The sequence below is a fragment of the Acinetobacter stercoris genome, from assembly GCF_900323515.1.
Classification (GTDB): Bacteria; Pseudomonadota; Gammaproteobacteria; order Pseudomonadales; family Moraxellaceae; genus Acinetobacter; species Acinetobacter stercoris.
The window spans coordinates 1-13524 of sequence record NZ_OOGT01000102.1 but is presented as its reverse complement, the minus strand read 5'-3'; the positions used below and the strand labels follow the sequence as shown (position 1 = coordinate 13524).

General features: G+C 41.0%; 12 protein-coding genes and 1 pseudogene. 4 read left to right on the top strand and 9 right to left on the bottom strand.

Annotation, left to right across the window (positions count from 1 at the left end; genetic code table 11):
- Positions 1 to 308: 308 nt before the first annotated feature.
- Positions 309 to 647, top strand: coding sequence for a P-II family nitrogen regulator (locus KPC_RS11485; protein ID WP_121974518.1), 339 nt, complete (start codon positions 309 to 311; stop codon positions 645 to 647).
- 88 nt (positions 648 to 735) lie between these two features.
- On the opposite strand, the gene KPC_RS11480 is transcribed toward KPC_RS11485, so the two are convergent.
- From KPC_RS11480 to KPC_RS11445, 8 genes are all read right to left on the bottom strand, one after another.
- The gene (locus tag KPC_RS11480; protein WP_121974517.1) at positions 736 to 1866 is read right to left on the bottom strand and encodes an aminomethyltransferase family protein; all 1131 of its coding nucleotides are present in this window, start codon (positions 1864 to 1866) and stop codon (positions 736 to 738) included.
- Positions 1867 to 2066: 200 nt separating this feature from the next.
- The gene (locus tag KPC_RS11475; RefSeq protein WP_121974516.1) at positions 2067 to 3077 is read right to left on the bottom strand and encodes a heme-dependent oxidative N-demethylase family protein; all 1011 of its coding nucleotides are present in this window, start codon (positions 3075 to 3077) and stop codon (positions 2067 to 2069) included.
- A 15-nt stretch (positions 3078 to 3092) separates the two neighbouring features.
- Positions 3093 to 4037: a PDR/VanB family oxidoreductase gene (locus KPC_RS11470; protein ID WP_121974515.1), complete on the bottom strand. Its 945-nt coding sequence runs from the start codon at positions 4035 to 4037 to the stop codon at positions 3093 to 3095.
- Positions 4030 to 4566: a dimethylamine monooxygenase subunit DmmA family protein gene (locus tag KPC_RS11465; protein ID WP_121974514.1), complete on the bottom strand. Its 537-nt coding sequence runs from the start codon at positions 4564 to 4566 to the stop codon at positions 4030 to 4032. The genes KPC_RS11470 and KPC_RS11465 overlap by 8 nt, the downstream gene beginning before the upstream one ends.
- Before the next feature lie 343 nt (positions 4567 to 4909).
- A complete protein-coding gene (locus KPC_RS11460; protein ID WP_121974513.1) occupies positions 4910 to 6274 on the bottom strand; it encodes an NAD(P)-binding domain-containing protein in 1365 nt (454 codons plus the stop codon).
- 92 nt (positions 6275 to 6366) lie between these two features.
- Positions 6367 to 7137 carry a PAS domain-containing protein gene (locus KPC_RS11455; RefSeq protein ID WP_121974512.1) on the bottom strand — a complete coding sequence of 257 codons (771 nt, stop codon included), beginning with the start codon at positions 7135 to 7137 and terminating at the stop codon, positions 6367 to 6369.
- Between the two features lie 22 nt (positions 7138 to 7159).
- The gene (locus KPC_RS11450; protein WP_121974511.1) at positions 7160 to 7852 is read right to left on the bottom strand and encodes a response regulator; all 693 of its coding nucleotides are present in this window, start codon (positions 7850 to 7852) and stop codon (positions 7160 to 7162) included.
- Positions 7853 to 7880: 28 nt separating this feature from the next.
- Entirely contained in the window at positions 7881 to 9035 is a 1155-nt protein-coding gene (locus KPC_RS11445; protein ID WP_121974510.1) for a sensor histidine kinase, read from the bottom strand.
- A gap of 194 nt (positions 9036 to 9229) precedes the next feature.
- Between KPC_RS11445 and KPC_RS11440 the strand changes: the two genes are divergently transcribed.
- The 3 genes from KPC_RS11440 (at position 9230) to KPC_RS11430 (ending at position 13348) form a co-directional block, all read left to right on the top strand.
- A complete protein-coding gene (locus KPC_RS11440; protein ID WP_121974509.1) occupies positions 9230 to 11590 on the top strand; it encodes a DUF1989 domain-containing protein in 2361 nt (786 codons plus the stop codon).
- 40 nt (positions 11591 to 11630) lie between these two features.
- A complete protein-coding gene (locus KPC_RS11435; protein WP_121974508.1) occupies positions 11631 to 12938 on the top strand; it encodes an ammonium transporter in 1308 nt (435 codons plus the stop codon).
- Between the two features lie 80 nt (positions 12939 to 13018).
- A complete protein-coding gene (locus tag KPC_RS11430; protein WP_121974507.1) occupies positions 13019 to 13348 on the top strand; it encodes a DMT family transporter in 330 nt (109 codons plus the stop codon).
- 102 nt (positions 13349 to 13450) lie between these two features.
- Here KPC_RS11430 and KPC_RS11425 read toward each other — a convergent pair.
- Positions 13451 to 13524 (bottom strand): annotated as a pseudogene (locus tag KPC_RS11425) (transcription elongation factor GreAB); the annotation flags it as partial.

Genomic DNA, 13524 nt, shown 5'->3' with positions numbered 1-13524 from the left:
CAATAATATAACAGTAAATATATTTTAAATATTCATATTGAGAATTTTTTATGCATCAAAATCAAGCAAAACAGTATGCGTTTTGCACTACGATTTACCTCTTCAATCAAGCACTCCATAATCCACATACATAAATAAAACAGACAAAAAAGCAGCGTACCTCAAAAGGAGTACCTCAAAAAAGTCACTGAATTTTATAGATAAATATAGACTTCCTTTGCTTAATTTCTATATAACAAAATAGGAAACGAGATGATGACAAATTCGCAAATCCAAACTTATACACCTTCTCTATCAGGGGGAATCAAATGAAATTGATCACAGCAGTGATAAAACCATTTAAATTGGATGATGTCCGTGAAGCCCTTTCTACAACAGGTATTCAGGGCATTACGGTTACAGAAATCAAAGGTACAGGACGACAAAAAGGTCATACCGAAATGTACCGTGGTGCTGAATACAAAATAGATTTTTTACCCAAAGTCAAACTCGAAATTGCACTGGATGATTCGGCTGTGGAAGCGACCATTGAAGCCATCAGCAAAGCTGCATCTACCGGAAAAATTGGCGACGGCAAAATTTTTGTGTCAGCACTTGAACAAGTGATTCGTATTCGTACCGGTGAAACTGGAGTAGATGCAATTTAATTTAAAATGATCCTGTTATTTTTATTGTTAAATCACCCGAGATAAAAAATCCTGTCAGTTCTGACAGGATTTGTCTTTTCAGATCGAACTAGCCTTTTGCGGTTCGTTTTAATTTTTGTGGATCATCGAACGGTAAGCTATGAGTTTCAGCAGCGACTTCCAAGCTACCTTTCACAGTCAATGCTTTTCCATCTACCGCATACGGTACATCAACACGAGCAATGGCAACCGACTTTTTGCTTAATGGTGAATACATGCCGCAGGTAATCACCCCAATTTGTGTATCACCATCCCACAAGGTATCACCCATTTGTGCTGCTTGCTCTGTGTCTAACACCACACCATAAATTTTAAAACGCTCTTTGTCTTTTAAGCGTTTATGTTCATAACCACCGCGAAACTCGCCTTTCGTCGGTGAAACTGTGAAATCAAGCCCCAGTTCCCATAGCGTATCGCCTGATTTTTCATTTTTGAATGGAAAATATTCAGAGTTATCGTATGGATAAAACAATAAATAGCTTTCTACACGTAACCAGTCCAGTGTGACAAATGAACAAGGCACAATGCCGTAGTTCACTCCTTTCTCTAAAATCGTATCCCAGATTAATGGTGCATCGTTGGCTTTACAAAAAATTTCATAGCCACGTTCGCCAGTATAGCCTGTTCGTGAAATCATGACCGGGCAACCAAACAGACGCGTTTGAATGTGATGAAAATACGGTAGGTCACGAATTCCAGGAACATGCTCTGCCAGAAAATCAACAGCCAGTGGCCCTTGTAGTGATAAATCATGCAAATCATCATCAAATAAAATCGCAACCTGACGGCCAGTAGCAGAACGAGTCAGCATTTCCAGACCAATACCTGTACCATGTACAACCATAAACGCGTTTGGACCTGTTCGGTAAATCACACAGTCATCCACAAATTTGCCTTCTTCATTGAGCATAGTGGCATAGGCAGATTTACCTGGATACAGTTTGGAAATATCGCGAGAAGTTGCATATTCCAGTAGGCTTTCTGCATGAGGTCCAACATAGTGAACTTTCTTTAAACCCGAAACATCCATCAAACCTGCTTTGGTTCGAATCGCGGTGTAATGATCAATCGTATCACTGTCATAAGTCCATGCCGTTCCCATCCCGTTCCAGTCTTCTAGTTTTGAACCGAGTTGACGGTGACGTTCTGCCAATGCTGAAATGCGCCATAAATTTGCCATAGTTGTATTTCCTTTTTACGAAGATATTAAAATTTGATAGTCATACATCTAATGCGTAGTAGAGATCTAAGCATCTGAGCCGTGATAGAATTTATAAAGATTCCATTTCTCGGAACATTTGATTCGCATCACAAAGATGAAGCGAATATGTGAGTGATCGCTTTGTGCATCAGCAAGTATTAAATGGTTAATCATTAAATTTATGGATCAAATTGACTCAGCCATTGCACCAATGGCTCTCGGTAATGACTAATGCCTTTGTAGTCGGCAATCGGTTCTGGTAAGTCCCGAATCACCCGATGTAAACGTTTAGCCCAAGCTGGATTTTTGACTAAATCATTCAGGCTCATCAGATAAGTACGGATGCTAAACAACAAGGCATTGCTGCGAGCTAAACGCGGCATCATTTGTAGTTCAACACGTAAATGCACCAATTCACCTGCATTTTCAGCTGTTACTAACGCCCGCTCATGTCCCCATAAATGGTAAGTTTCAGAGGACGTATCCATCCGTGGGTTGATGGTCATCGTCCAGTTCAAACGGCGGTACGGTTGGTCAACCTGAATATTGAGTAGAAATTTTAAGGCGCGATCAAACACCCCTAAGTTATGTGCAAGTTGTGGCACAGGTGCATGCCATTGTTTAAAACTCATTCCTGCATCAAAATTTAACGACCAATCGGCTGGTCCCGTGATCATGCCTGCATCCATATACAAATCACCGTCACGCTGATCGAGCAAAGCAATATCCCCCTGCACTTGCCGACTGATAAATTCAAAAGGCTCAAGTGGTAAAGTAGATGCATCGCCAAAGGTAAAATGAATGTCAATATTTAAAGGCTTATTTACCCAGCGCCACGCTTTACCTTGCTGTTGCAACTGAAAATGTTCCGGGTAATCTTGCGATAAATGCGTCATCACCATTTCTAAAAAATCCCAGGCCGCTTGCTGCATGTGTGGTAAAACAATGCAACGTTTCGGATCACTGGCAAGCGTTAATGCCCGCTCATTCATTTCAGTTAAATAATGCTCATCAATATCAAACCAGTTCTCAAAAACGGTATCTGGTTTTGACACCGCAGGTTCGATGTTCACCGAATACATATAATTGTCTTCAGGAAACGGAAATGGAAAACGTGCAATTGCCTTGGGACTGTTGTAATAATGGAATTGATCTCGCATCTGTTCTGATGGATTAAATTGAATGGTCATGAGCGATACTCCTTCCTATAAATCGAGTTCGATGCAACTGCCATGCTTGGCACGAGATACACAAGGCATGAGTAAATGCTGACGTTCTTCGGTATTTAAAAAATGATCGTGATGATCAATGTTGCCATTTTTATATTTCAAGGCACACTGCCCACACACACCACTACGGCATAGGCTTGGCACGTCAACACCTTGTGCCTCTAGCACTTCTAGCAAACTATAATCACTGGCAACTTCAATAATTTTTTGGCTTTTACACAGTTTTGCTTGAAATGGTGTACCTGCAGATGGTGATGTGAAAGCTTCCCAATGCACCCGATGTTTTGACCAGCCCAATTGTTGTGCGGCTTGTTGTACAGCCCGAATTAAACGATCTGGTCCACAGATATAGACATGCGTATGTAAATCTTGTTGTTGCAACAGTTTCAATACATCTAAACGACACTCAGTCCGTTCCGAATAGACTTGTAACCGGGTTGGAAAGAGTTGATTCAACACTGACTCATAAGCATTACTAAGTTGATCCCGACAGGCATAATGCAACTCGAAACTGCCACTACTATGTACCAATTGTCGAATGTGCGACATAAATGGTGTAATACCAATCCCACCCGCAATAAACACATGATGTTTGGCTTGTGAATGTAATGAAAATAAATTCAATGGCGCGGAAATTTTAAGGACATCACCTACTTTTACCTGTTGATGCAAATAACGCGAACCACCGCGTGAGTCTTCCTGCAAACGCACTGCAATTTTATAATGCTGATCTTGATACGGATCACTGAGTAATGAATAGGCATTACGTAAAATCCGGTCTTGTAGTGGTACAGAGACCACCACATGACTACCAGATGAGAAGGGTAATAACGGCTGGTCAATGGCTTCTAAAGTAAATTCACGAATGATCGGTGTGATTTGCTGAATCTGACTGACTTTTACGGGTAGAGAACTAGACATGGCTCACCTCTTTTATATCAGGTTTTCCACGACTTTCAGCATTGGCACATACGCCCATGTATGCACCCAAACGTTCTGAAAAATGGGGCCGAATAAGTAAATCAACACCACAGTCTTCACACTGACAGAAATCTTTAGCCGTACTACTTTGCATATGGAAACAATGTACGCAATACACTTGACGTTTACCTGCTATTAACACTCTGGCAATTTCATCCCTGAGTAGCCCTGCTTGACGTAATGCAGCATCCGATATCCAGATAAAATGTTCATCACCACAAATCACAGCATGCCATCCTGCCAGTGCCTGATTTAAATGTTGTGAAATCACAGTGTGTAATTGTTCGCCCCATGTTGCTGAATCATGGAAAATATATAAATTCTCCACATCAACATCTTGTATTTTTTGCTGTATATCTTGAATTACTGTAGCCTGAGATAACTGAAGCAAAAATAGTGTTTTGCCATGTTGTATTTGAAAATCATGGACATTCTGATAAACAGGCGTGCTAAGCATGTGTTCTTGCATCGCGAAGTCCCCGTCTAGGAAGTAAGAAGATAGTTCAAGAGTAAAATTATTTTCCTGGTAGGAAAATTTCCTTGAAGGCATACCTCTTTTGGGGTATTCAGAGATGAAGAATATTTTGAAAATAATAAAAGTTTTAAGAAAATGCTCAATCCCAGCTAGCTATAGTGACAGGCGACATGAATGTCGCCATGTCAGACTGCAACACAAGGAAATATTGTTAGTCCGACAAAAGATTTTTGTTACTTTCCACTTTCGAAAAGTAAGACTCTATCTATAAACAACAAATCTGCACATGCACAGCTATCCAAGATAGTGAAACAATAATATTCAACCAAGTTTAGTTTTACCCCACCTTCTTACATTCTTCCTCGCTCATCTGCAAATAAGCTTCCAAAGAATCATCCCGTGCATTAATCCAAGTCGTGTGATGTGGCGCAGCCATTGTGCCAGTGATTGCCGATTTATAAATATGATCACGAAAAGTCATAATGTTTTCTTTTTTATGGTGCTTCCATTCCATAAAAATCAAGCGCATGGCTTCAATATCAAAGGTCGGGTAGTCCGTTGCCTCAATCAGCTCTAGAATATAATCTCCCTGAAACTTATACATATCAGGTACTTCGGTAATGTTCTTTTCCGCATCATGCCAGTGTTGGGTATGAGCCGACATCTCGTCATGGACTGGCAATTCAATTTTTCCTAAAATCACGTCACGTGCATACCAAGCCTGTGCATCAAACATGTTAAAGGTATACCACTGGTCTTGCATACCCAAATAAAATAGCTTGTTGTTTTTCTCCCACACCACGCCTTTATATAAGCCTAAAGGATATAAACGGTTATCGGTTTTTAGGCGTAATTGCTCCTGCATAAATGGGAAATAGTGCAAATATCCAGTACACAAAATAATGGCATCCACTCGGGCACTTGAACCATCAGCAAAATAAGCATGAGTCTGATCAACACGCAGTAATGCCGGACGTTCCGACCAGTTTTTTGGCCATGTGTAATCCATCGGGGTACTGCGATAACAACTGATAATTTGCTTCGCACCATACTTATAGCATTGCGAACCAATATCTTCAGCAGAATAACTACTGCCTACAACTAAAACTGTTTTATCTTTAAATTCAAGCGCATCACGAAAATCATGAGCATGTAAGATACGCCCACCAAAAGTTCTAAATCCATCATATTCAGGGACTTTAGGGGTAGAAAAATGTCCGCTGGCAACCACAACATAATCAAAAATCTCTGAATAGACTGCATCTTTTTCATAGTCATGCACAGTCACAGTAAATTGTTGTGTTGTCTCATCAAATTCAATATGACGGACAGCAGTATTAAACCGAACCCAATGCCGAACATTGGCTTTTTCTACACGACCTTTTATATAGTCCCACAACACTTCTCGTGGTGGATATGAACCAATCGGCTTACCAAAATGTTCATCAAAACTATAATCAGCAAATTCCAAAGCTTCTTTGGGACCATTTGACCAAAGGTAACGGTACATGCTGCTATGGACTGGTTCACCGTGCTGATCTAGTCCGGTACGCCATGTGTAATTCCATTGTCCCCCCCAGTCAGACTGTTTTTCAAAACAGATAATTTCCGGAATGTCGATTCCTTTTTGTTGTGCTGACTGGAACGCACGTAATTGCGCCATTCCACTTGGCCCGGCTCCGATAATTGCAACGCGTGTCATTGGTGATTCTCCCAATATTTCAAAACCATTGGAATAACGATAATTCTGAAATTTGAGGAGATAAATTCCCTGTAATAGGTATGACGAAGGGGTTAGTTTTTAGGAAAAATTACCCCCTCAACGCCCAAAACCATATCACTGTCCGAATATAAACCTTGACCGATTTCCTGAACTTCATAAATATGTTGATCAGCTCGAATCAAACGATAATTTAAATAAAATAGTGTATGGTTCTGAATTGCAGCTTGTGATGTTGCCCAAACCTCAGCTTCATCTTCGGGATGAATTATTTTCCCATATAACGGCGTATTTAATAACTGATCTGCGGCATAACCAGTAATTTTTTCGCAACCATCACTGACAAACTCCATCGTCCAGTCACGATCATTGCGCGAACGGTATAACATGATCGGTAAGCGTTTTAATAAACCATTTAAACTACGCTGCTGCGCAAACTGTAAATATTGTTCTTTAATCCGCTCTGTCTGGTTGCAACACAATAAACACCAATACATGCGATTTTGCTTACAGTCATGCTGTATATAGTTGGCAGAAACATCAAACCAGTGCAAATTATTTTCGCCATCCATTAAGCGTAACTGGTACTGTCTGTTTTGCGGCTGGCTCAGCAAGTGCTTGAAATCATAAATATCTTCTGGATAAATCCATTGGGTAAAATCTTGTTGCTGGATTAAAACCTTGTCGGTAATATCCATCCGAATAAAATTTTCCCATGCTGTATTAAATTGATAAATATTCAAATATTGATCGACCAGCAACACCAATTCCGAAAAATGCCGAAATAACGGTGACCAAAGCACAGGTGGGACTGGATGCAAGACTTTATACAACATTTTCAACATGGCAGGTTCCTGTTGTTATTATTTAGCGTAATGAAGTCCTTAAATGCTGATGCGCCCAGACTGATAACTCCAGACGAGAATGCACATTTAATTTACGTAATAGACTTTTGACATAGACCTTAACTGTGCCATCACTAATGCCAAGCTCCCTGGCAATCAGTTTATTGTTTAGACCCTTGGCAATCAGTAATAAGGTTTCCTGTTCACGTATAGTCATTTCTGCAAGCAATATATGTTTTTCATTCAAAAATTCAGACTCAGAAGATTGAACTGCCGAAGCATGATTTAAACGCAATTGCCGCGCAAGTATGGTAATGCCCTGACTGTGCAAAATCGTCTGACCATTTAAAACATCTTGCAGGTTTGACAAAATTACTTCGGGTAGTGTGTCTTTAGGTAAAAATCCGTTTGCGCCCAGTTGAATGGCATCGAGTATAATTTGCTCGTCATCACTGGCTGTCAGTACCACAACTTTTAAATACTGATCTGTCTTACGGATTTCTTTTAGAATATTCAGCCCAGATTCATCAGGCATTTGTACATCTAAAAGTAGCAAGTCAGGATAATTCAGCTGCATATTGCAGAGAAAGTCTTTGCCAGAAGAATATTCTGCCAAAACCTGATACTCTCCTGACTGCCGTAAAATATCAAGCACACCACGCCTGAATAAGGCATGATCATCGACAATACTCACTTTATAGGTAGAGACCGGCATGGTTATCTCCTCTTTAGATCAAATCAACTTATGAGTAATCCAGTTTCAACAGAACACATGTACCATGTGGTAAATTAGGGCCAAAAGTCAGCTCGGCACCTATGCGCTCAGCGCGTTCACACATAATTTCCAGACCAAAGCTATCACTACGTTTCTGACTCAGATCCAGACCACGGCCATCATCAGAAATACAAATTTGCAGACCGCCAGATGCCAGAGATTCCAACCGGATTTGTGCTGCAGAAGCATGTGAATGCCGCACAATATTACTCAGACTTTCCCGAATGATATAAAGCAACTGCACTGCCTGTTTTGCATTCACTTTAAACTGTGGAATACGGTTATCCAGCTCAAATGAAATACTCGATTGATGTTCAAATTCTTGAATGACTTTTTTCAACGCAGAAGAAAAATCCAGCTCTTGATAAGCCAAACGTGATGCAGTAATCAGTTCGCGGGTTTGTTGATAAGCATAATGGGTATAACTGGCAAGCTCAGAACTGGTATCCAGCAATGCTGCATATTCGGTATTATCTTTACACTGTTTATGCAACTGCGCTGATTTAATGCGTAAAAAGCCTAATATTTGTGCGATGCTGTCATGTAATTCTGCGGCAACTTCCTTACGTTCTTCTAATAAAATACTATGTAATTTATCTTGCTGTTGTAACCAAATCTGTAAGCCCTGCTCTAAAGACTGGTCGAGTAACTGCATATAATGGCTAGGCAATTCTATTGGTGAATGTATCTTATATAGTCGCCAAATCATCAGATCATGCCCTGTCAGCAATAATTTGGCCTGATAACTCAAGATATCTATTTGCCGTTTTTCCGCACGATTGGTTTGAGTAACGTGAGCAGAGTCATTGCGTAATGTTTGCTGAATGACTTCGATATCATAACGAAGCATGTGCTGTGTTTGCGCATGGTAGATAAAGCATTCCTGTGTAAATGGATAGCAAAATACCAGACTATATTGCCCTTGATACGTCTGAAAAAACTGAGATAACTGTTGTTGCAAGTGCTGTAAAAATATCGGCAAGGCTTCCGAAGCATTTTCCATTTGAGCCAGTTGTAATTGCAGATGAGTACGAAATAAATCGAATTGGCATGTAAATAAATCCTGCTGCTCCAGATCTTTGAATTGTGAACGTTTGCTAAACCAATATTGCCAAGATTTCATATCTATCCCTACCACAATAACTTCAAATCTGAGGCCTGCCGAGATACTGCTTCATATTCCCTTTAGTTAAGTTTTTTGAGCAGGATTCATGCCAAAAGATCAATTTACCCCGTTGTAGGTACTCATTCTGTGCAATTGTGTTCTGTTTTCTGACTAGAGATAGTGGAAGCCATATTGGGTTACAGGCGATGGATATGGGACATTTACAACCACAGTTTGAAGATGAAAAAACCTTTGAAACAGCAACAGATTTTTTTCATTTGCAACACCTCATTCGGTGTTTAAACCTGCGGGTTGATACTCAATCGGCTGCATGTTTTGTGCTCGAAACTTCTGATGAAATTGAGCTAAACATTCCATTGCAACAACCCGTAGAGTTTTTAGTAAAAAATACTCAGGGACAAATACAACATGCATTATTACAGGTCATTACTGAGGATTTAGTAATTCAGCAAGATGAGGCACAACAAGCATTGAGCCAACTAGCTCAGCAAGATCAGGTTGCACAAAAACTGCAACAGCAGTTTGAACAGATGCATCTTGATCATGCCGATTTACAGCAAGTACAACGCCTGACTCAACATAATTGTATTGCCCGTTTTAAAGCAAAAGACCATTTGCAATTAATCATTTTGAATACTGGCAGAAATATGCCAATTGATCAGCAAGACCCTATAGATGAAATTGTGGTCAAATTGTTCAAAGCCCAACCTTTAACAGAATATTTACCTGTATGCCTAGCACAGCCGATACAAGAAATTCGGATTCCTCGTGCGTCAGCAAAAACGTATAGCGTGAAAGCTGGTCAATGGATTCAAATCATTGATGTGGCAGGTAAACAATGCTCCGACTTTTTGGCCTTTGATGCACAAGCTTTAGCACAAGGTCAGGAAATTGGACTAGATGCCGTCGCCACCCGAACAATTTTAGGACACAGCACACCAATGCCGGGGATCCATTCACGTTTTTATGGCTCAAACCTGCAAACGCTGGTTGAAGTTATACAAGATACAGTCGGCAGGCATGACATGTTTTTAACTGCATGTAGCCCGAAGTTTTATGAAGATTCTGGCTATTTTGGACATATCTCTTGTACCGATAATTTCAATCAAATCCTCAGTAAGCATGGTATTCAGCGCAAAAGTGCATGGCCTGCCATTAATTTTTTCTACAACACTCAAGTTAAACCCTGCGGCACTATTTCAATGGATGAACCGTGGTCACGTCCCGGTGACTATGTACTGATGCGCGCACAAAAAGACTTGCTCTGTGCTTCTTCCGCCTGCCCCGATGATATCGACCCATCCAATGGTTGGGTGCCAACCGATATCCATGTCCGTATTTATGATGAATCTCAATGTTTTCCTCGCTCACAACCTTATCGTCTTGCCCCAGAGGAGCTACCCCGCATGACTAAAATGTCCGGTTTTCATTCACGTATTTCAGCATTGACCTCAAAACTGGTGGAATATCATGGTTACTGGGTCGCATCGGAATACAACAATTGGGGCGCAAAAGCTGAATATCTGGCGTGTCGTGAACGCGTCGCCATGATTGATTTAACTCCGCTGCGTAAATTTGAAGTGACTGGCCCAGATGCTGAAAGTTTTTTGCAGTATATGCTGACCCGAAATGTACGCAAATTGGCAATTGGAGAAATTGCCTATTCTGCGGCTTGTCTAGACACTGGCGGTATGATCGATGACGGTACTATTTTCCGCTTGGGGGAAAACAATTTCCGTTGGGTTTGCGGCGATGAATATAGCGGCACATGGCTCAAACAAAAAGCACAAGAATTGGACTATCGCGTTAGCATCCGTCAATCCTCAGACCAAATTCATAATGTCGCGGTACAAGGACCAAACAGCCGTAAATTATTAGCACAAATCATTTGGACACCAGAACATCAGCCCACAGTCGAAAATTTAGCTTGGTTTCATTTCAGCATAGGTCGTTTAGGTGGACCAACTGGCATTCCGATTATGGTTTCTCGTACTGGCTATACGGGAGAACTTGGCTTTGAAGTCTGGTGTCATCCGAGTCATGCCGAACAGGTTTGGGATGCCATCTGGCAAGCTGGGCAAGTTTTTGAGATAGCTCCTATGGGTTTTGATGCGCTGGATATGCTGCGCATTGAAGCGGGTCTGATTTTTGCCCAACATGAATTTAATGCCCAAACCAATCCGTTTGAAGCTGGCATTGGTTTTACTGTTCCCCTAAAAAGCAAAGAAGAAGATTTTTTAGGTAAACAAGCTATCCAAAACCAATCAGCTGCTAGCAGACATAAGTTAGTCGGGCTCATTTTAGAAAAAACCGAAGCAGCTGTACACGGTGACTTAGTCTATAATGGCCGTTTCCCTGTTGGCGTCATTACCAGCGCCACCAACTCACCCACTTTAGGTAAGCAAATCGCCCTCTGCCGCCTTGCGCCACAACATGCAACACCTGGCTCAATAATTGAAATTGGCAAACTCGATGGTCAGCAAAAACGCCTGAAAGCCACTGTAGTTGCCTTGCCTTTTTACGATCCGGAACGAACCCGTGTTCGCTCTTGAAAACCATTATTTTCAATACTTCCATACCGGAGGATCAATCATGATTTCTCGTTTTATGACCGCTGTAATGGCAAGTTTACTGTTGATGCCCACCGCACATGCAGCCGAAACCACCCTCAACCAAACCTCAACTGCATGGGTAATGACCTCGATTGTATTTGTCATGATTATGTTCATTCCTGGACTGGCATTGTTTTACGGCGGAATGATTCGCAGCAAAAATGTCTTATCAATTTGTACCCAATTCTTTGCTTTTGCAGGCATTGTCGGCTTGCTCTGGATTTGCTTTATTTACAGCATGATTGTCGATACCACAGGTATGCAAGAAGGCGTTTTTAATCTGGCAAGTTTTGTAGGTGGTTTTGACAAAGCATTTATGAATGGCGTAACTAATCAATCATTGGTAGGTGATATTCCTGAATTTGTCACTTCTGTGTTTGGTATGACATTTGCCATGATTACCCCTGCCATTGTGGTGGGTGGTTTTGCTGAGCGAATTAAATTCAGTGCGATGGTGATCTTCGTAGTTTTATGGACTACGCTAGTTTATGCACCTATGGCACACATGGTTTGGGGTGGCCCTGGTTCAGCCATGCATAACTGGGGAGTTCTTGATTTTGCAGGCGGAACCGCTGTACATATCAACGCAGGTGTAGCCGCTCTGGTTGGTGCGATCATGGTCGGAAAACGTAAAGACTGGAAAACTCAAAGCATTGCACCACACAATCTGGTCTACACATTCATTGGGGCAGGCTTACTTTGGGCTGGCTGGTTCGGTTTTAATGTCGGTTCTGCCCTCGCTGCCAACAATAGTGCAGGTCTTATTCTCATCAATACTCAAGTTGCGGCTTGCGCAGGTATTGTCGGCTGGATGATTGTCGAAAAGTTTTTAGATACCCATGTTTCTTCATTGGGTCTGGCCTCTGGAGCAATTGCCGGACTGGTCGGCATTACCCCTGCCGCAGCCTACGTTGGCGTATTTGGCGCAGCAGCCATTGGTTTATTAACAGGTATCAGCTGTTTTTATGCTGTCACGCGTTTAAAACGTGTCCTTAATATTGATGATTCACTTGATGTTTTTGCCTTACACGGTGTCGGTGGAATGATCGGCTGTATTTTAACAGGCATTTTTGCCTCTCCTGCTTTTGGCGGCAATATTGCAGATTTACAACTTGGACAGCAAGTTTTAGCACAGGTTTTAAGTATTATTGTAACTGTTGCTTATAGCGGCATATTTACATGGATTATTTTCAAATTCATCGCTATGACTGTCGGTCTTCGTGTAAGTAAAGAACAGGAAGAACAAGGCCTAGATATTTCTGATCACAACGAACGTGCCTATAACTAAAGCACCATCATCAGGAGAATAATTCCTTTATTCTCCTAATTTTTTAGAGTCGTTTGACTACCATAGGAATCTTAAAGTTTATGAATATCGGCTGGTTATATTTATTTATTGCAGGCATTGCAGAAATCTTCTATGCAGCTACTATTGTCAAAACAGATGGTTTTACCCGACTTCTCCCCAGCATATTTTGTTGTATATTTATTGGCATCAGTGTCTATTTACTGTCCTTAGCTACCCGAAGCATTCCTATTGGAACAGCATATGCAGTCTGGGTCGGTATTGGCGCAATTGGTACAGCAATTTATAGTATATTAGCCTTGGGCGAAGCGTATAACCTCATCCGTATTTTATGTTTCCTTTGTATTCTTGTGGGGATTATTGGCTTAAAACTATCAGCACTTATGAACTAGGGATTTCTCACTTTTAAAAGCTAAAGTTTAGAAAATATAATAGATCCTTAATTTAAATGAACTAAATATTAAATAGCATATAAAATAGGGTTATAAAAAAACTGCATTTTCAGAACGATCTCCAAGACTCGCCGCCCAATTAACCTTTTTAGTAACCTCTGGGCGTTCCTCATGCC